Below are 17,169 nucleotides of genomic sequence, written 5' to 3' on the forward strand. Positions count from 1 at the left end.
CCGTCGACCCAGCGGCGGGCGACCCGGGTCAGGAAGTCCGGGTCATGAACCGCCGCGACCGTGGTCAGGACTTCTTCCATCCGGGTCACGGTGGCAGGGTCGGTCAGGAGCCGGACCCGGTCCAGGGCCTGGGTGATGATGGTCGCGGACCGGGACGGGACCTCCCCTCCCGCGAACGCCGCGGCCAGTTCCCCGTGAACGGCCGGGATCGGCTGGCCGGTCAGCCCAACCCGGGGCAGAAGTTCCCCGGCAAGGCAGAGGCGGCGGTGCGCCTCGGCGGCGCTGATCCGTAGGCGGTCCCGCAGGAAGTCCGTGGTCCGCCGATACCCGTCACCCACCGGCCCAGGCTTTGAGCGATCACAATCATCGGCCGCGGCGGCCTGGGTTCGCGTCCGGTCGACCGCGCCCGCCGCAACAACCTGCAAGAACTCCACCGCCCGGGCGAGTTCCTCCACGTCCCCGGCGAAAGCCGCCGCCTCAGTGAAACCCAGGACACCGGCGTCGTCGACCGCAGACGTGCAGGCCTCCCGCAGCGAGGCGGCGATATCCCCCAACGTAATACCGCCGCACCCGCCAGCGACCGGCCGGTAAGCCGGAAGAAGCGAAAGCGCCGAGGGAGTTCCCATGCACTAACAATGCCAAGGGGGTCTGACATTATGGGCCGCTGACCGCGAAAAAGGGCGGAACCGGCGGAACCGGCTAAATGAGCTAAGGGGCTCCCCTAGTCCTGGAGGAGCTCGAGGTCTTCCTCGTCGTCGACGGCCTCACGCTCGTCGTCGTCATCCTCGTCATCGTCCTCGTCGAGGACCTCCAACGGTGTGACTTCGCCGTACGCTTCGTAGAGGGAGTCGTCGTAGACTTCAAAAGCATCGGCAACGGCAAAAAACGCTGCCTCCACCGCCGGATCACCGTCGCTGCGCTTCGACGCTGCGGCGGCCAGATGCTCCTCCAAAGCGGAAGTGAGTGACTGAAGCGCGACACGCGGATCGATGCTCATGACTTCACGTTAGCCCGAAAAAGACGAAAATGGAGAGCGATGAGGGAACATTTTCTGAACAGCTCGGTCCGTCGGGAACGGGACTACGCACGGCAGTACGAATACCTCGTACTGACGGTCAGCCCTGAGGATTCCCTGCCCGAGGCGCGCCGCCTGCTGGCCGCCCACTCCGAATACGGCAAGTGGGAATTGGAGCGCAGCGTCCTCTACGTCGGCGGGAGCCGGCGCTTCTGGCTCCGCCGCAAGGTCATCCAGGTCCAGCGGACCGTCTAGACCCCAAAAACCCCTAAGCGGCCCCCAAGGAACCTGCTATTCCTCCACCGGTCCCAGCCACGAGTTCGCCACCGTGTTGTGCGCCGACTCGTCGTCGGACGGGTGGAACATCCCGGCCAGCACGTCCCGGTAGAGCCGCTCCAGCTCCGAGCCGCGGAAGTAGCTGGACCCGCCCGAAACGCGGATCGCCAGGTCCACCACCGTGCGGGCGGTCTCCGTGGCACGCACCTTGACTCCCACCAGCTTGGGGAACCACTGGCCGCCGTGGTCCGCGAGGGCGTCGACGTCGGCCGCCACCGTGGCGAGGTAGGGGTAGAGGGCATCCATGGCCATCGCCGCCTCCGCGACCTTCCAACGGATGTCCGGGTCCTGGGCGTAGCTGCGGCCGCCGTTCTTGTACGAGGTGCGCCGCTTGACCGCCTCCACGCCCAACTGCAGCGCGCGCTCCCCCAGGCCGGTGTACACGGCCGCGAGGAGCGTTTCGAAACAGGCGAAAATGGCGAAAATCAGCGGGTCCGCGTTGGGTCCCACCGGCAGCTTCCGGAAAATCCGCTCCGGCGGCACCACGGCGCCCTCGAGCAGCGTGGTGTTGGACTGGCTGGCGCGCATTCCCAGCGTGTCCCAGTCGGAAAGGATCCGGTAGCCGGGCGTATCCCGGTGGATGAAACCATGCACCAGTTCGCCCTCGCCGTCCCGGGCCGAGGCGTCCTTGCCGAAGATCCCCAGCCGGGTCCAGGCCGGCGAGAGGCTGGTGAAGATCTTCCGCCCGGTGAAGGCGTAGCCGCCATCGGGCTGAGGGGCGGCCTCGGTGCGGGAGTCGAAGAGCACGGAGTCGTTGCCGGCCTCCGAGTTCCCGAACGCGAAGATCTCCCCCTGCGCCGCCTCCTTCAGGATGAAGTCCAGGGAGGAATCCCCGCGGGCGGCCAGGACGTGGGCGACGCCGGTCCACACCAGGTGCATGTTGATCGCCAGTGCGGTCGCCGGTGCCGCCGTCGCGAGCCGCCGCTGCAGTTGCGCCGCCCCCGACAACCCGAGTCCCAGCCCGCCGTCGGACGCCGGCACGAAGATCTTCAAGTACCCGGCGTCGGCCAGGTCCTGCAGGTCTTCGGTGAAGAAGGCGTTGTCGCGGTCGTAGCCGGCCGCCCGGGCGCGGATCCTTTCCAGCAGCGCGTCGGGGAGGATGTCTTCGGGTGTCATGGCGTGCAGTGGCCTTCTGTCGGGGGCGGCGGTGGCGTTTAGTAGTTGGTCAGCAGGGTGTTCAGCACTCGCGCGCCGAATTTCAGCGAATCAGCCGGCACGCGCTCGTCGACGCCGTGGAACATGCCGGTGAAGTCCAGCTCGTCCGGCAGCATCAGCGGCGCGAAGCCGTAGCCGGTGATCCCCAGCCGGCTCAGCGACTTGTTGTCCGTGCCGCCGGAGAGCGTGTACGGCAGCACCTTCGCGCCCGGGTCCTCGGAGTGCAGCGCATCGATCATGGAATCCACCAGGTTCCCGGCGAACGGGACCTCCAGGGAGACGTCGTTGTGGACGTAGCTGACGTCAACGCCGGTGCCGGCGAGTTCGCGGACGATCTCGAGGACCTGGTCCTGCTGGCCGGGCAGCGTGCGGCAGTCCACCAGGGCCTCGGCCGACTCGGGGATGACATTGTGCTTGTAGCCGCCCTTGAGCAGGGTGGGGTTGGTGGTGTTCTGCAGCGTCGCGCCGACGAAGCGGGCCACGGTGCCGAGTTCCTTGAGGATCTTGTCCGGATCGTCGGGATCGAATTCGACGCCGGTGAGCTCGGTGACGCCATCGAGGAACTGGCGGGTGGTGGGCGTCAGCTCAATCGGCCAGCGGTATTCGCCGATCCGGGTGACGGCGGCGGCCAGCCGGGTCACGGCGTTGTCCGTGTTGATCTGCGAGCCGTGGCCCGCGCGTCCGTGGGCCACGAGGCGCAGCCAGGAGATGCCCTTCTCGGCGGTCTGCAGCAGGTAGGTGCGCTGGCCGCCGATGGTGGCAGAGAAACCGCCCACCTCGGAGATCGCCTCGGTGGCGCCCTCGAAGAGTTCGGGGCGGTTGTCGACGGCGTAGCGGGCGCCGTACGCGCCGCCGGCCTCCTCGTCGGCGAAGAACGCGAAGATGATGTCGCGCTTGGGTTTGCGGCCGGTGCGGGCAAAGTCTCGAAGGACCGAGAGGATCATGGCGTCCATGTCCTTCATGTCCACGGCGCCGCGGCCCCAGATCAGGCCATCCTTGAGCTCGGCACCGAACGGGTCCACGGACCACTGCTCGCGCAGGGCAGGCACGACGTCGAGGTGGCCGTGCACCACCAGGGCGGACGCGGAGGGATCCTCGCCGGCCATGCGGGTGACGACATTGGCGCGGCCCGGGGCGGACTCGAAGATCTCGGCTTCCAGCCCTACCTCGGAGATGAGGCCGGCGGTGTATTCGGCCGCGGCCCGCTCGCCCGGACCGGATCCGTCACCGTAGTTCGAGGTGTCGATCCGGATCAGCTCCTGGCAGATCCGGACGACTTCATCTTCGGGCCGAATGTTCGTCATCTCGCTCCTCGTGGCAGTGGCTCAGTGCTCCGTTCAGCCTACCCACAAGCCCCGATTATTTGTTTTCCGAATCCCCGTGCTAGAGTCTTTCTCGCTGCTTCCGAGAAAAGCAAAACGCTGAGAGGCGGAAATCTTCCCGGAAATACCACCTGCGCGGGTGGCGGAATGGCAGACGCGCTAGCTTGAGGTGCTAGTCCTCGAAAGGGGGTGGGGGTTCAAGTCCCCCTCCGCGCACAAAGGGAAATGTCCCGGAATTCACTGCGAATTCCGGGGCATTTCTTTGTTTAACACGGCGGCAAACATGAGAGCCCGGTGCAACGACAGTGTCAGGGCATGGAAAAGGCCGCGCACCCTCGCGTGCGCGGCCTTCGGGCCGACGGGCCACGGCCCACAGGCGCCCAGAACCCCTAGACCCCCAGCAACCCCGCCGCGTCCTGACCGGACAGCGCGGCCAGCACGCGGGGCCGCAGGCCGGGCCACTCCTCGGTCAGCAGCGACAGGATGACGAAGTCGCGCCACAGCCCGTCAAGGTTGCGGGAGGACCGGCGCCGGGTGCCCTCGGCCGTGAAGCCAAAGCGCACCAGGGAGGAGAGGGAACGCTGGTTGCGTGCATCGACGTCGCACTCGATCCGCCCCGCACCGCAGGAGAACAGCCAGTCCAGCAACGTGATCTTGACCTCGTGGTTGACCTTGGCACCCCACAGCTGCGGATCCAGCACAGTGCGGCCGATCTTCACGCACTCGGTGCCGCCGTCGTATGAAGTGATGCCCGTGGTGCCGACGAACCGCGACTGGCCCTCGGGCAGCTTCTGGTACACCGAGAAGATCTGCAGTCCGGAGAACCGGCGTTCCACGAAGGCGGTCAGTTCCGCATCCCCCACGGGCCGGGCCTCGCTGTCGCTGAAGCCCTGTGACCAGATCACCTCCTGGCCGAGGAGCCGGGCCAGGGGCTCGATGTCCAGTGCGGTAAACGGTGCAAGGACGAACCTGCCGGAGACTGTTTCCAGGCTCGGCAGAGTGTCGGGGATGAGCAGCGCCATTGCGGCCTTTCTCGTGCGCGGTGAAGCGACGGGGAGGATGGTGTCGAAGGCCGTTTTTTATGTGCAGAATTGCGGCGGCAAGAGAAATTATCACCCCGGTGGCACCGTGCGCAACGACACGCTGGCGGACCCTCCGGTGAGGGTTTCAGGTGGCCCCGTGAGCCTCGCCGAGCAGCTCGTGCAGGCCCGCGGCGCTGCGGGCCAGGCTGAGGCCCGGAGTGGCGGCGATCAACGGCAGCAGGAGCCGGTTTTCCTTGTCCAGGTGCAACGAGAAGACGCGCTGCAGGGCACCGGCGACGACGGCGGCCGCCACGCCGTGGGCGGCCCTCAGCTCCTCCAGCAGGCCGACGATCACCCGATGCTCCGCGAGCATCCCGTCGACCAGCAGCGTCCCCTCCGGCAGCGCAGCCGCCCCCGCGTACAGTGCGTCCTCCTCTGCGAGCGCGTGCGGGAGGAGCTCGTCCTCACACCATTCGACCAGGACGGCATGTGCCTCGTGCTCCCCTACCGTGTCCCCGGAAGCCACCGCATGGATGAGAGCCTCCGTGAGCTTCTCCAGGCGCCGGTGCATCCCGGCGTGGTGGGCGGTGACGGCAGCGAGGGCCGCGTCGTCGTCGGTGGTCATGGCATCTCCCTCTCCGGTAGGACGATCCGGGACGGTGCGCCCACTGTAGGTCCGGCGCCCGCGCGGAGGACAGGACCGTTGGGCCCGTGTTTGGGTTGTTCCCGGCCGGCCGCGCTAGCGTTACTGCCTATGGTTGACCTCGAACACTTCCGGCGCCTCCTGACCGAGGAGCGGGACCGCAAACTGGCTTTACTCCCGGCACTGCGCCGGGACATCAGCTCCGTCAACGCGGCCCGGCAGGATGCGAACGTCGACGACGAGCACGACCCCGAGGGTTCGACCATCGCCTTCGAGCTCTCCCAGGCCTCGGCCCTCATGGCGCAGAGCCGCGAAAGCCTCGCCCAGATCGAGGCCGCGCTGCTGCGGATGGACGAGGGCCGCTACGGAATCTGCGAAGTCTGCGGCGGCCCCATCGCCGAGGGCCGGCTCGAGGCCCGGCCGTGGACTCCGTACTGCATCACCCATTCCTCCGGAAAGGCCTAGCCCCTTTATGCACCCGACAGCCGCCGCTGCCGCCCCCTTACTGAACCCCCAGTTGAACCTGACGGCAGCCGACGCCGCCGGGACCTGGTGGGACCGCATCATCGCCGGGTTCGGCCACGCCCCCTCCCCCGTCGTGACCGCCACCGAACTGTGGCTGGTGATCGGCGTCGCCGTCGCCGTCTCCATCCCCCGGGCCAGCTGGCGTTACTTCGGCCTGCTGGCGACCGTCACCCACGAACTCGGCCACGCGTTCGCCGCGCTGATGACCGGGCAGCGGCTCGGCGGCATCCGGTTGAGCCTGGATCACTCCGGCACCACCACCAGCTACAGCCGCCGGCCGCTCGCCGCCGTGTGGTCCACGTTCTGGGGCTACCCGGTCCCCGCTGTGGTGGGCGCCGCCATGGTGTGCTGCGGGTTCACCGGCTGGGGTCCGGCCGCGATGTCGGTGGGGACCCTGATCCTGATTGCTTCCTTCCTCTTCCTCCGCAACGGGATCGGCATCCTGATCACCGCGGTGGCCGTCCTGGCCGCGGTGTTGCTGGTGCTCTTCGTTCCCCCGTCCCTCATTGGCCACGTGATGATCGGGCTGGGGCTGGCCCTGCTGGTCGCCTCAGTCCGGGACCTCGGCAAGCTTGCCGCTGTCCACACCCGGCACCGCAGCCGGCTGTCGACGTCGGACGCGTACCTGCTGGCGCGCGCCACCCGCATCCCGGCGCCCGTGTGGCTGGTGCTTTTCGCGGTGGTCGTCGCGGCGGCGTGGTGGGCCGCCTGGCAGCCCATGGGTCCGGTGCTGGCGGCGCTGCCCGGCTAGGCTGCCGGAACGCGGTGCTCCCGGGCTTAGGCTGGGGGCATGAGCGAAGACACGACGACGAACCAGGCCTTCAGCACGAAGGGCGCCTATGTCACCGGAGGGGCAGAGTTCACCCGGGACACCAACTACATCGAGGACCGGATTACCCGTGACGGTGCCCCCGGCGCCAACGGCGAACCGGGCTGGCCGGTGGAGGCGGGCCGCTACCGGCTGATCGCCGCCCGGGCGTGCCCCTGGGCGAACCGCACGGTCATCGTCCGCCGCCTCCTGGGGCTCGAGGACGTCATCTCCCTGGGCCAGCCCGGACCCACCCACGACTCCCGCTCCTGGACCTTCGACCTGGACCCGGACGGCAAGGACCCGGTGCTCGGCATCGAACGGATCCAGGACGCCTACTTCCGCCGCTTCCCGGACTACCCGCGCGGCATCACCGTCCCCGCGATCGTGGACATTCCGAGCGGCGGGGTGGTCACGAACAACTTCCCGCAGATCACCCTGGACTTCTCCACCGAGTGGACCGAGTTCCACCGCGACGGCGCTCCGGACCTCTACCCGGAAGCCCTCCGGGAGGAGATCGACGCAGTCAACAAGCGCGTCTTCACCGAGGTCAACAACGGCGTCTACCGCTGCGGGTTCGCCGGCTCCCAGGAGGCCTACGACGCCGCCTACGACCGGCTCTGGACCGCCCTGGACTGGCTCGAGGAGCGCCTTACGGGCCAGCGCTACCTGGTGGGAGACACCATCACCGAGGCGGATGTCCGGCTCTTCACCACGCTGGCCCGCTTCGACGCCGTCTACCACGGCCACTTCAAGTGCAACCGGCAGAAGCTGAGCGAGATGCCGGCCCTGTGGGGCTACGCCCGCGACCTTTTCCAGACCCCCGGGTTCGGCGACACCACGGACTTCGTCCAGATCAAGCAGCACTACTACATCGTTCACGAGGACATCAACCCCACCGGAATCGTGCCGAAGGGACCGGACACCTCCGTCTGGCTGACCCCGCACGGCCGGGAGGCCCTGGGCGGCCGCCCGTTCGGCAACGGCACGCCACCGGGACCCGTCAAGGCCGGCGAAGAGGTCGCCCCGGGCCACGGCGCGGCCTGACCGTGGCGGAACAACGCCCCAGTTTCCCTTCACCCACCGCGCCCCCATCCGGTAACCCGTCAGCTAACGCCTCGACATCCGGCTCTTCCGCTTCAACTGGCCACGCCGCGCCGGAGTTCGCGGCCGTCCGGGAGCTCTTCGACACGTTCCTGGCCGCAGACCCCGCCTACAGCGCCCAGCTGGCCGTCTACCGGCACGGCACCAGGGTCCTCGGGCTAAGCGGCGGGCCGGGACTGGCCGCCGACAGCATCACCGGCACCTACTCGTGCTCCAAGGGCGCGGGCGCACTGGTCATCGCCCTGCTGGTCCAGGACGGTGTCCTGGACCTGGACGCACCGATGGTCAGCTACTGGCCGGACTTCGGGGCGCACGGCAAAGACACGCTCACCGTCCGCCAGGCCCTCTCGCACCAGGCCGGGGTCCCGGGAATCCGCGGCGGCTTGACGCTGGCCGATTTCCCGACGGCGGAGGGCGGGCGGCGCCTCGCCGCCGAGGCGCCGCTCTGGCGGCCCGGGACGGCCTTCGGCTACCACGCCCTCACCATCGGGATCCTGATGGAGGAACTCTGCCGCCGCGTGACGGGGACCAGCCTGCAGGAACTCTTCGACGAACGGATCCGGCGGCCCCACGGCGTGGACTTCTTCCTGGGCCTTCCCGAGGACCAGGAACCCCGCTACGTGGACGTCCCCTATGACGAAGAGCCGCCGGCGGACCCGTTCAGCCTGGAGGGGATCACCAGCAACGCGCCGGTGAGCACCATCATGGAGCTTCCCAACCACCGCACCATCCGCGCCGGCGGCATGAGCAGCGCCGGTGGCGTGGGCTCCGCGGACGGGCTGGCCCGCCTCTACGCCGCGGCGCTCACCGGCGTCGAAGGCGGCCCGGCCTTCCTCACCCCCGCCACGGTCGGCATCATGGCAGAGGAACAGGTGTGGGGACTGGACCGCTGCTCGGCGCAAAGCAACGCGTTCGCCGTCGTCTTCATGAAACCGCAGCCGGAGCGCGACTTCGGCAGCGCCCTCGCGTTCGGGCACGAGGGCGCCAACGCAGCCCTCGGCTACGCGGACCCGGCTTACGGGATCGGCTTCGGCTATGTCCCGCACCGCGCCGAGGAGGGCCGCACCAACGGCAGGGCACAGCGGTTGTCCGCGGCGATCCGGAAGGCCTGCGCCTCCGCCGACGTGTAAGGCCGCCGACCTGGAATCCCAGGGTGGAGCCCGCCCCGGCGCCGGCGGTTCCGGCCGCGACGACGATTAGTCCAGTTGTCGCAGGCCGCCCCGGACCCTAGGGTGGGCCGGATGGCTAGTGACGAGAATACCGACGGCGCGAGCCACCCCTCCCGGTTCGACAAGGCGCTTCGCGCGGTGCGGGCCAGCGTGTCCGCGGCCCTGCTGTGGCCGCGGCTGCAGCTGGCCATCAAGGCGGCGTTGGCCGCGGGTATCGCCTTCGCCATCGCACCGTTCATGCCCGGCTCCGCCGCGGACTACCCGTACTACGCTCCGCTGGGCGCCCTCGTGGCCATGTATGAGAACGTGTCGGGTTCGATGCGCCAGGGGGTGCAGACCCTCGTGGGCCTGGCGATCGGCATTGGCCTGGCCTTCATGCTTTTCAGCCTCGGCCAGCCGTCCCCGTTCACCGTTGCCCTGGTGATGGGCCTTGGCGTGGTCCTGGCCGGCCTGCCGAAGATCGGTTCGGGCAGCGACTGGATTCCGACGGCGGCGCTGCTCGTGCTGCTGGTGGGCGGCCACAACCCGGACAGCTTCTCCTTCGGCTACCTGGTCCAAATGGGCGTCGGCGTGACCGTGGGGATCGTGGTGAACCTGCTGGTCTTCCCGCCCCTGCACTTCAAGGCCGCCGCCCTGAGCCTCGCCGAACTGCGGCTGGCCCTGGCCCGGCAGCTGTGGGACATGGCGACGGCGCTGGAGGAGAACTGGCCGCCCGAACACGAGGACTGGGCCCGCCGCTCCGATGCGCTCGCCGCCCACACCCGCTCCGTCCGCGCCGCGGTGCAGAAGGCGGACGCGAGCCGGCGCGCCAATCCGCGGCGCCGGCTGCACCCCCGCGACGTGGACGCGGACTACCGCGACCTGCGGGACCTCGAACGGCTGACCTTCCACATCCAGGACGTCACCCAGGTCCTCTCCGACGTCATCTGGGCCAGCGATCACCCGTTCGTGATCCCGTCCGGCCAGGAAGCACCGCTCGCCGCCGCCATGGCCCGCGTGGGCGACGTCCTCCGGTCCACGGAAGAGGAGGACTGCGAACGGCAGGCCGAGCGCATCGCCGAGGCCAACGCCGCCGTAGACACGCTGACGCAACAGGTCTCCGACGGCGACCACACCCCCGGGGCCCCGAACGCCGTCGAGTCCGTTCTGCTCAGCCTGCACCGCATGCTGCGGGTAGTTAAGTCCTCCGCCCGGGACTAAGTGCCCGGGAGCCCTTAACGAACGACGGCGGCCGCCCCCACCTCGGGGACGGCCGCCGTCGTCGTCTGATGAACCCTCAGGCCCAGCCCTCCAGGACCCTCACGACAGGGGCGTGACGGAACCGCTGAAGTGCTTCCGGCCCGAGCGCGGGCTCCACGCCACGTACTCCGAGCCGAGCCAGGTGCCCTCCTCGGCCTGCGTAGTGCTGATGTCCAGCGCCACGCGGGCCGGCAGGAACACCGGCGCCTCGAAGCGGACGTCCCAGCGGAACGCGTCGCCCTTGGCGGCACCGACGTCGGCCAGCGCGCGGGACGCCAGGTACATCCCATGCGCAATCGAACGGCGCATGCCCAGAGCCTTGGCGCTGAGCACGCTCAGGTGGATCGGGTTAAAGTCACCCGAAACCGCGGCGTAGGCCCTCCCGGTGTCCACGCCCAGCTGCCACAGCGCCGTCGGGTCCGGCGCGGTGAACGCGGCCGGCGCCTGGGCCGTGGAGGGCTTGTCGATGCCGGGCAGGAAAACACCCTTGGCGAGGTAGGTAGACACGCCCCGCCACCGGACAGTGTCAGCGGCGTTGCCGTCCTCGGCCGCCCCGCGGACCTCGGCCACCAGGTCCAGCTGGGTGCCGGCGCGGTGGCCGCGCAGGTTCTCCGCCCAGGCCCGGATGTCCAGCGGCTCGGTGAACAGCACCGGCGCAGACTGCTCCACCGTGTTCTCGAGGTGGATCATGCCCAAAAGCGGCAGCGGGAAATCGTCCCGGTTCATCACGGACATCGCCAGCGGGAACGCCAGGGCGTGGATGAAACCGGCCGGCAGGATGTCGCTGGCCGTTTCACCGATCAGGTGCTGGTAGGCGGTCAGGTTGTCGACGCCGGCTCGGACTCCGCGGACCTCGTGGCTCTCGGCCGGCAGCGCGGTGCCGCCGTGGGCCCCGAGCAGCCGTCTACGCGCCGCAGACGCGGCAGCGTTGACGTACAACTTGGACAGCGACGGCATCTCCGCCAGCAGCACAGGCGCCGGACTCATGCTCCCACCAGGTTCTGGCCGCAGACCCGCAACACCTCTCCGGAGATGCCGCCGGCGGCGTCGCTGGCCAGGAACGCGATGGCCTCGGCCACGTCGCCGGGCCGGCCGCCCTGCTGCAGGGAGTTCAGTCGGCGCGCCACCTCGCGGGTGGCGAAGGGGATCTTGGCCGTCATCTCGGTTTCGATGAAGCCGGGGGCGACGGCGTTGATCGACCCGCCGTGCTCCGCGAGCAGCGGTGCGGTGGCCCGGACCATGCCCATCACGCCGCCCTTGGAGGCGGCGTAGTTGGTCTGGCCGCGGTTTCCGGCGATGCCGCTGGTGGAAGCCACGGAAACGATCCGCGGCGAGGTCCGGAAGTGCTCGGAGGCGAGCAGGGCCTCGTTGATGCGCAGCTGCGCGGCGATGTTGACCCCGATCACCGAGCTCCAGCGGGACTGGTCCATGTTGGCCAGCAGCTTGTCGCGGGTGATGCCGGCGTTGTGGACAACGATGTCGAGGCGGCCGTGGCGCTGCACGGCGTGGTCGATGATCCGCTGGCCGGCATCTTCGCGGGTGATGTCCAGCTGCAGTGCAGTTCCGTGGACCTCGTTGGCGACGGCCGCGAGGTGGTCCCCGGCGGCGGGAATGTCGATGACGATCACGGTGGCCCCGTCGCGGTGCAGGGTGCGGGCGATCGCGGCGCCGATCCCCCTCGCGGCGCCGGTAACTGCCGCGACCTTGCCGGTCAGCGGCTTCTCCGGGTCCGCGGGCAGTTCGCCGGCGTCGGAGGTGACGGTGAGGAACTGGCCGTCGACGAAGGCGGAACGGCCGGAGAGGAAGAACCGGAGGGCGCCGAGCGTTCCGGGACTGGTGGTCCGGGCGCCGTCGGCCAGGACGATGCCGTTGCCGGTGGCCCCGGCGCGCAGTTCCTTGGCGAGGGACCGGAGCAGGCCGTCGACTCCCTGCCGGGCCGCCGCGGCGGCCGGATCCGTCGCCTCGGCGGCGGAACGGGAGATCGTGACGACGCGGCCGCCGGAGGCGAGGTCGCGCAGCGAGGCGGCGGCGGTCAGGACGGGCCTCTCAAGGTCCTCGGGCCGGGCGGCCTCGTCGAGGACCAGGATGATGGCGCCGAGCTTCTCCCGGGGCACGGCGTGGCGGCGGACGTCGAGATCCCACGCCAGCAGCGCCGCGGCGAGCTCGTCCGCGCCGGCACCGGCGCCCTGGACCAGGATGGGTCCTTCGATCAGCGGCTGGCCGGGCCGGTAGCGGCGGAGTTCCACCGGCTGCGGCAGGCCGAGCTTCTTCGCGATGTCCCGGCCGAGGCCGCGGCTCACGAACTGGGTGTATTTGTCAGTCATCCGGTTCCCCCTAGTGTGCTTCCAGAATGGCGACGACGCCCTGGCCGCCGGCGGCGCAGACGGAGATCAGGCCGCGGGCGGGGCGGCCGTCCACGGTGCCCTTGCGGTGCAGCATGGTTGCCAGCGAGGCGACGATCCGTCCGCCGGTGGCGGCGAACGGGTGGCCGGCGGCCAGGGAGGAACCGTTGACGTTGAGCTTGGCCCGGTCCACGGCACCCAGCGCGCCGTCGAGCCCCAGCCGGGTCCGGCAGAACTCCTCGTCCTCCCAGGCCGCGAGGGTGCTAAGCACGGTGCCGGCGAAGGCCTCGTGGATTTCGAAGAAGTCGATGTCGTCAAAGGTCAGTCCGTGGCGGGCCAGCAGGCGCGGCACGGCGAAGACGGGGGCCATCAGCAGGCCGTCCTTGCCGTGGACGAAGTCGACCGCGGCCGCCTCGCCGTCCAGGACGGTGGCGAGCTTGGGCAGGTCGTGGGCGTCGGCCCATTCCTCGGAAGCCAGCAGCACCGTGGCGGCACCGTCGGTCAGCGGGGTGGAGTTGCCGGCGGTCATGGTGGCCTCGGCGCCGAGGTTCTTCCCAAAGACTGGCTTGAGCGTGGCGAGCTTTTCTAGGGTGGTGTCCGGGCGCAGGTTGGAGTCCTTGCTCAGGCCGCGGTACGGGGTGATGAGTTCGTCGAAGAACCCGTCGTCGTAGGCGGCGGCCAGGTTGCGGTGGCTGTTGTACGCCAGCTCGTCCTGTGCCTCGCGGGTGATCTTCCACTGCGCGGTGGTCAGGGCCTGGTGCTCACCCATGGACAGGCCGGTGCGCGGCTCGCCGGTGTTGGGCGCGTCGGGGGCCAGGTCCTTGGGGCGGATGCGGCTGAGGATCTGGAGCCGCTGCGGCAGGGTCTTGGCGCGGTTGAGGTCCAGAAGGATTTCGCGCAGGCCCTCGCTGACGGCGATCGGGGCGTCCGAAGCGGAGTCAACGCCGCCGGCGATGGCGGAGTCAATCTGGCCGAGCTTGATCTTGTTGGCCAGGCCCAGCACGGTCTCCAGACCGGTGGCGCAGGCCTGCTGCAGGTCGTAAGCGGGGGTCTCGGCGGAGAGGGCCGAACCCAGGACGGCCTCGCGGGTGAGGTTGAAGTCGCGCGAGTGCTTCAGCACGGCGCCGGCGGCCACCTCGCCGATCCGTTCATCCTGCAGGCCGAAGCGGGCGATCAGACCGTCCAGTGCGGCGGTCAGCATGTCCTGGTTGGAGGACTTGGCGTAGGCGCCGCCGGTGCGGGCGAACGGGATGCGGTTGCCGCCGACGACGACGGCCTTGCGCAGCTGCTGCACCGGTGCCGCCGGGCGAGCTACAGAGTCCTGCGGGCCGGGTGCGGGCGTTCCGTTTTCAGGCATGGGCTGTCTCCTAGGGATCTGAACGGTTACTGATACCCAGCGTACCTGATACGCTGGGTATCGTGAACATCCTGGAAGCAGACCCCGCCGCGCACGGCGCGTCCTCCGGCACGCCCGGCGCCGCCGTCGACGGGCGCGCCTCCCGCTGGCAGTCACACCGCGAGGAACGCCGCCGCGAACTCATCAAGTCGGCCCGCCGTGCGGTCCATGCCCTGGGCAGCGAGGCTTCGATGGAGGACATCGCCGCCGCCGCCGGGACCTCCAAGTCGGTCTTTTACCGCTATTTCGGGGACAAGGCCGGCCTGCAGCAGGCCGTTGGCGAGGTTGTCCTGAACCAGATGCAGCGCCGGATCGGTGAGGCCGCACAGGCCGCACAGACTCCGCGGGAGGGCCTCTTCGCGATGGTGTCGGCCTACCTGCAGATGGCCGAGACCAGCCCCAACGTCTACACGTTCGTGACCCGGTCCGCGCCAGGCGAGCCCGAAAGCCAGAACGGGCCTGCCGCCGCCGGCGCCCTCGGGCACTTCTTCGACGCCATCAGCGAGATGATCGCCGCCCCCATGCGCCAGCAGCTGCGCGCGGCCCCGGGCAAGGAGGCCGTGATCGGCTATTGGCCCAACGCCGCGATCGGCCTGGTCCGCAACGCCGGCGAACAGTGGCTGGCCAGCCCCGACTCCCCCGCCAAACCCGGGCAGGAGGCGATGGCGCGGCAGATCACCGACTGGCTCTGCTTCGGCATCGCCCCCGAACTCTCCGACCTGCCCTCCCCCTGAACCCTTGCCCCTGCACCCGCCCACCAGCACCACGATCCACCCGGCCCCGCGCCGGAAACCGCAACACCTGAACGATGTCAGTGCCAACGAAGGAATCGACATGACTGAACTAGCCGACCGCACCCCGGACACCACCAGCTCCTCCCGCCCCGCCGCCGCCCGCCCGCAGGGCACCGGCAGCCCCGCAGCGGGTGCCACCCGGGACGCGGCCCCCGCCGTCGACGTCGCCGCGCTCGGTGAGCAGCTGCTGGGCAAATGGGCGGACGTCCGCCGCCAGGCCCGCGAACTGGCCGGCCGCGAGGAACTGCACAAGATCGAGGGCCTGACCCACACCGATCACCGCAAGCGCGTGTTCGGCCAGCTCGGCATCCTGGTGGACAACGGCGCCGTGCACCGGGCCTTCCCGAAGGAACTCGGCGGCGCGGACGAACACGGCGCCAACATTGCCGGCTTCCAGGAACTCGTGGTGGCCGACCCGTCGCTGCAGATCAAGGCCGGCGTCCAGTGGGGCCTGTTCGGCTCCGCCGTCAACCACCTGGGCACAGAGGAACACCACAAGAAGTGGCTCCCGGGCATCATGAGCCTGGAGATCCCCGGCTGCTTCGCCATGACCGAGACCGGCCACGGCTCCGACGTCGCAAGCATCGCCACCACCGCCACGTATGACCCGGACGCCGGGGAATTCGTGCTGCACACGCCGTTCCGCGCCGCCTGGAAGGACTACATCGGCAACGCCGCCAACGACGGCCTGGCCGCCGTCGTATTCGCCCAGCTGGTGACGCGGGGCGTCAACCACGGCGTGCACGCCTTCTACGTGGAGCTGCGCGACCCGGAGACCAAGGAGTTTCTGCCCGGCATCGGCGGCGAGGACGACGGCGTCAAGGGCGGCCTCAACGGCATCGACAACGGCCGGCTGCACTTCACCCAGGTCCGGGTCCCCCGCACCAACCTGCTCAACCGCTACGGCAACGTCGACGCCGACGGTACCTACACTTCGCCAATCGGCAGCCCGGGCCGGCGCTTCTTCACCATGCTGGGCACCCTGGTTCAGGGCCGTGTGTCCCTCGACGGCGCCGCCGTGACCGCCTCCAAGCTGGCACTCAAGACCGCCATCCAGTACGCCACCGAACGCCGCCAGTTCAACGCCTCCTCGCACACCGACGAAGAGGTGCTGCTGGACTATCAGCGGCACCAGCGCCGCCTGTTCACCCGCCTGGCCACCACCTACGCGGCCGGCTTCGCCAGCGAGCAGCTGCTGGAGAAGTTCGACGACGTCTTCTCCGGCCGCGCCGACACGGACGAGGACCGCCAGGACCTGGAAACCCTGGCCGCGGCCCTCAAGCCGCTGAGCACCTGGCACGCCCTGGACACCATCCAGGAGTGCCGCGAGGCCTGCGGCGGCGCCGGCTTCCTGATCGAGAACCGCTTCGCCTCGCTGCATGCGGACCTCGACGTGTATGCCACCTTCGAGGGCGACAACACCGTCCTGCTGCAGCTCGTGGCCAAGCGCCTGCTGGCCGATTACGCCAAGGAGTTCCGCGGCGCCGACTTCGGCGTGCTGGCCCGCTACGTCGTCGGCCAGGCCGGCGGCGCGGCGATCCACCGCACCGGCCTGCGCGGCGTGGCACAGTTCGTGGTGGACACCGGCTCGGTCCAGAAGGCCGCCAGCGCCATCAAGGACGAGGCCAACCAGCGCGCGCTGCTCACCGAGCGCGTCCAGGCCATGGTGGCCGAGGTCGGATCCGCGCTGCGCGGGGCGAACAAGCTCCCGCAGGAGAAGGCCGCCGCCCTCTTCAACAGCCACCAGGACGAACTCATCGAGGCGGCCCTGGCGCACGCCGAGCTGCTGCAGTGGGAGGCCTTCACCGAGGCCCTGCACCGGGTCACCGACCCCGGCACCAAGACCGTGCTGACCTGGCTGCGTGACCTGTTCGGTCTCTCCCTGATCGAGAAGCACCTCTCCTGGTACCTGATGAACGGCCGCCTCTCCATGCAGCGCGCCCGCACCGTGGGCGAATACATCAACCGCCTGCTGGTGAAGATCCGCCCGCACGCCCTGGACCTGGTGGACGCCTTCGGCTTCGGCCCCGAGCACCTCCGGGCCGCGATCGCCACCGGCGCCGAGAAGACCCGGCAGGATGAGGCGCGGGAGTACTTCCGGCATCAGCGCGCCAGCGGCCAGGCCCCGGTGGATGAGAAGACTCTCCTGGCCCGCGAGGCGCGGGAGCAGAAGGCTGCCAAGGCCGCGGGTAAGGCCAAGCGCTAGGTCCGCACCCCGCGTCCGATACGACGACGGCGGCGCCGCCCCCAGGGATGGGGACGGCGCCGCCGTCGTTAATCTGCCGTGCTGACCGGCCGG

General features: G+C 69.7%; 17 protein-coding genes and 1 tRNA gene. 9 read left to right on the forward strand and 9 right to left on the reverse strand.

What is annotated here, in order from left to right; all coding sequences use genetic code 11:
* Together AB0O44_RS11070 and AB0O44_RS11075 are read right to left on the reverse strand one after the other, a co-directional pair.
* On the reverse strand, positions 1–554 hold a 554-nt coding region (locus AB0O44_RS11070; RefSeq protein ID WP_364137339.1), incomplete at its 3' end, for a DUF222 domain-containing protein.
* Between the two features lie 167 nt (positions 555–721).
* On the reverse strand, positions 722–997 hold the full coding sequence (locus tag AB0O44_RS11075; protein WP_290257853.1) for a hypothetical protein: 276 nt from the start codon (positions 995–997) through the stop codon (positions 722–724).
* A gap of 39 nt (positions 998–1,036) precedes the next feature.
* Between AB0O44_RS11075 and AB0O44_RS11080 the strand changes: the two genes are divergently transcribed.
* Positions 1,037–1,270, forward strand: coding sequence for a DUF5703 family protein (locus AB0O44_RS11080; RefSeq protein ID WP_290257854.1), 234 nt, complete (start codon positions 1,037–1,039; stop codon positions 1,268–1,270).
* A gap of 36 nt (positions 1,271–1,306) precedes the next feature.
* Here the strand turns inward: AB0O44_RS11080 and AB0O44_RS11085 are convergent, their stop codons facing one another.
* The gene (locus AB0O44_RS11085; RefSeq protein WP_364137342.1) at positions 1,307–2,467 is read right to left on the reverse strand and encodes an acyl-CoA dehydrogenase family protein; all 1,161 of its coding nucleotides are present in this window, start codon (positions 2,465–2,467) and stop codon (positions 1,307–1,309) included.
* 38 nt (positions 2,468–2,505) lie between these two features.
* Positions 2,506–3,810, reverse strand: a complete 1,305-nt coding sequence (locus AB0O44_RS11090) for a M20/M25/M40 family metallo-hydrolase (protein ID WP_364137344.1) — start codon at positions 3,808–3,810, stop codon at positions 2,506–2,508.
* A gap of 151 nt (positions 3,811–3,961) precedes the next feature.
* On the opposite strand from AB0O44_RS11090, the gene AB0O44_RS11095 reads away from it, so the two are divergent.
* Positions 3,962–4,044: transfer RNA gene (locus AB0O44_RS11095), tRNA-Leu, on the forward strand.
* A 173-nt stretch (positions 4,045–4,217) separates the two neighbouring features.
* On the opposite strand, the gene AB0O44_RS11100 is transcribed toward AB0O44_RS11095, so the two are convergent.
* Positions 4,218–4,850: a GNAT family protein gene (locus tag AB0O44_RS11100; RefSeq protein WP_364137346.1), complete on the reverse strand. Its 633-nt coding sequence runs from the start codon at positions 4,848–4,850 to the stop codon at positions 4,218–4,220.
* 145 nt (positions 4,851–4,995) lie between these two features.
* Entirely contained in the window at positions 4,996–5,475 is a 480-nt protein-coding gene (locus tag AB0O44_RS11105; RefSeq protein WP_364137348.1) for a hemerythrin domain-containing protein, read from the reverse strand.
* Between the two features lie 129 nt (positions 5,476–5,604).
* Here AB0O44_RS11105 and AB0O44_RS11110 point away from each other — a divergent pair, with 129 nt between their 5' ends.
* From AB0O44_RS11110 to AB0O44_RS11130, 5 genes are all read left to right on the forward strand, one after another.
* Positions 5,605–5,958: a TraR/DksA C4-type zinc finger protein gene (locus tag AB0O44_RS11110; protein WP_364137350.1), complete on the forward strand. Its 354-nt coding sequence runs from the start codon at positions 5,605–5,607 to the stop codon at positions 5,956–5,958.
* A 7-nt stretch (positions 5,959–5,965) separates the two neighbouring features.
* Positions 5,966–6,769: a M50 family metallopeptidase gene (locus AB0O44_RS11115; RefSeq protein WP_364137352.1), complete on the forward strand. Its 804-nt coding sequence runs from the start codon at positions 5,966–5,968 to the stop codon at positions 6,767–6,769.
* Between the two features lie 39 nt (positions 6,770–6,808).
* Complete coding sequence (locus AB0O44_RS11120) at positions 6,809–7,873, forward strand: glutathione S-transferase family protein (RefSeq protein WP_290257861.1); 1,065 nt, start codon at positions 6,809–6,811, stop codon at positions 7,871–7,873.
* Positions 7,874–7,875: 2 nt separating this feature from the next.
* Positions 7,876–9,060: a serine hydrolase domain-containing protein gene (locus tag AB0O44_RS11125; protein WP_364137354.1), complete on the forward strand. Its 1,185-nt coding sequence runs from the start codon at positions 7,876–7,878 to the stop codon at positions 9,058–9,060.
* 111 nt (positions 9,061–9,171) lie between these two features.
* The gene (locus AB0O44_RS11130) at positions 9,172–10,299 is read left to right on the forward strand and encodes an aromatic acid exporter family protein (RefSeq protein WP_364137356.1); all 1,128 of its coding nucleotides are present in this window, start codon (positions 9,172–9,174) and stop codon (positions 10,297–10,299) included.
* 99 nt (positions 10,300–10,398) lie between these two features.
* On the opposite strand, the gene AB0O44_RS11135 is transcribed toward AB0O44_RS11130, so the two are convergent.
* The 3 genes from AB0O44_RS11135 to AB0O44_RS11145 are packed head-to-tail and all read right to left on the reverse strand — an operon-like array spanning position 10,399 to position 14,037.
* Positions 10,399–11,325: a MaoC/PaaZ C-terminal domain-containing protein gene (locus AB0O44_RS11135; RefSeq protein WP_290258873.1), complete on the reverse strand. Its 927-nt coding sequence runs from the start codon at positions 11,323–11,325 to the stop codon at positions 10,399–10,401.
* Positions 11,322–12,662 carry a 3-oxoacyl-ACP reductase gene (locus AB0O44_RS11140; protein WP_364137358.1) on the reverse strand — a complete coding sequence of 447 codons (1,341 nt, stop codon included), beginning with the start codon at positions 12,660–12,662 and terminating at the stop codon, positions 11,322–11,324. The genes AB0O44_RS11135 and AB0O44_RS11140 overlap by 4 nt, the downstream gene beginning before the upstream one ends.
* A gap of 10 nt (positions 12,663–12,672) precedes the next feature.
* Complete coding sequence (locus AB0O44_RS11145; RefSeq protein WP_364137360.1) at positions 12,673–14,037, reverse strand: acetyl-CoA C-acetyltransferase; 1,365 nt, start codon at positions 14,035–14,037, stop codon at positions 12,673–12,675.
* A 68-nt stretch (positions 14,038–14,105) separates the two neighbouring features.
* Here AB0O44_RS11145 and AB0O44_RS11150 point away from each other — a divergent pair, with 68 nt between their 5' ends.
* Positions 14,106–14,810, forward strand: coding sequence for a TetR/AcrR family transcriptional regulator (locus AB0O44_RS11150; protein ID WP_364137938.1), 705 nt, complete (start codon positions 14,106–14,108; stop codon positions 14,808–14,810).
* A 100-nt stretch (positions 14,811–14,910) separates the two neighbouring features.
* Positions 14,911–17,076, forward strand: a complete 2,166-nt coding sequence (locus AB0O44_RS11155) for an acyl-CoA dehydrogenase (protein ID WP_364137362.1) — start codon at positions 14,911–14,913, stop codon at positions 17,074–17,076.
* The last annotated feature ends 93 nt before the right edge of the window (positions 17,077–17,169 follow it).

It is taken from the genome of Arthrobacter sp. NPDC080082, from assembly GCF_040686595.1.
GTDB lineage: Bacteria > Actinomycetota > Actinomycetes > Actinomycetales > Micrococcaceae > Arthrobacter.

Bases quoted from the DNA above. Each gene is read 5' to 3' on its own strand.
- AB0O44_RS11085 (WP_364137342.1), bottom strand. From the start codon at position 2,467: ATGACACCCGAAGACATCCTCCCCGACGCGCTGCTGGAAAGGATCCGC.
- AB0O44_RS11135 (WP_290258873.1), bottom strand. From the start codon at position 11,325: ATGAGTCCGGCGCCTGTGCTGCTGGCGGAGATGCCGTCGCTGTCCAAG.
- AB0O44_RS11100 (WP_364137346.1), bottom strand. From the start codon at position 4,850: ATGGCGCTGCTCATCCCCGACACTCTGCCGAGCCTGGAAACAGTCTCC.
- AB0O44_RS11105 (WP_364137348.1), bottom strand. From the start codon at position 5,475: ATGACCACCGACGACGACGCGGCCCTCGCTGCCGTCACCGCCCACCAC.
- AB0O44_RS11130 (WP_364137356.1), top strand. From the start codon at position 9,172: ATGGCTAGTGACGAGAATACCGACGGCGCGAGCCACCCCTCCCGGTTC.
- AB0O44_RS11155 (WP_364137362.1), top strand. From the start codon at position 14,911: ATGACTGAACTAGCCGACCGCACCCCGGACACCACCAGCTCCTCCCGC.
- AB0O44_RS11075 (WP_290257853.1), bottom strand. From the start codon at position 997: ATGAGCATCGATCCGCGTGTCGCGCTTCAGTCACTCACTTCCGCTTTG.
- AB0O44_RS11090 (WP_364137344.1), bottom strand. From the start codon at position 3,810: ATGACGAACATTCGGCCCGAAGATGAAGTCGTCCGGATCTGCCAGGAG.
- AB0O44_RS11120 (WP_290257861.1), top strand. From the start codon at position 6,809: ATGAGCGAAGACACGACGACGAACCAGGCCTTCAGCACGAAGGGCGCC.
- AB0O44_RS11115 (WP_364137352.1), top strand. From the start codon at position 5,966: ATGCACCCGACAGCCGCCGCTGCCGCCCCCTTACTGAACCCCCAGTTG.
- AB0O44_RS11145 (WP_364137360.1), bottom strand. From the start codon at position 14,037: ATGCCTGAAAACGGAACGCCCGCACCCGGCCCGCAGGACTCTGTAGCT.
- AB0O44_RS11110 (WP_364137350.1), top strand. From the start codon at position 5,605: ATGGTTGACCTCGAACACTTCCGGCGCCTCCTGACCGAGGAGCGGGAC.
- AB0O44_RS11140 (WP_364137358.1), bottom strand. From the start codon at position 12,662: ATGACTGACAAATACACCCAGTTCGTGAGCCGCGGCCTCGGCCGGGAC.
- AB0O44_RS11080 (WP_290257854.1), top strand. From the start codon at position 1,037: ATGAGGGAACATTTTCTGAACAGCTCGGTCCGTCGGGAACGGGACTAC.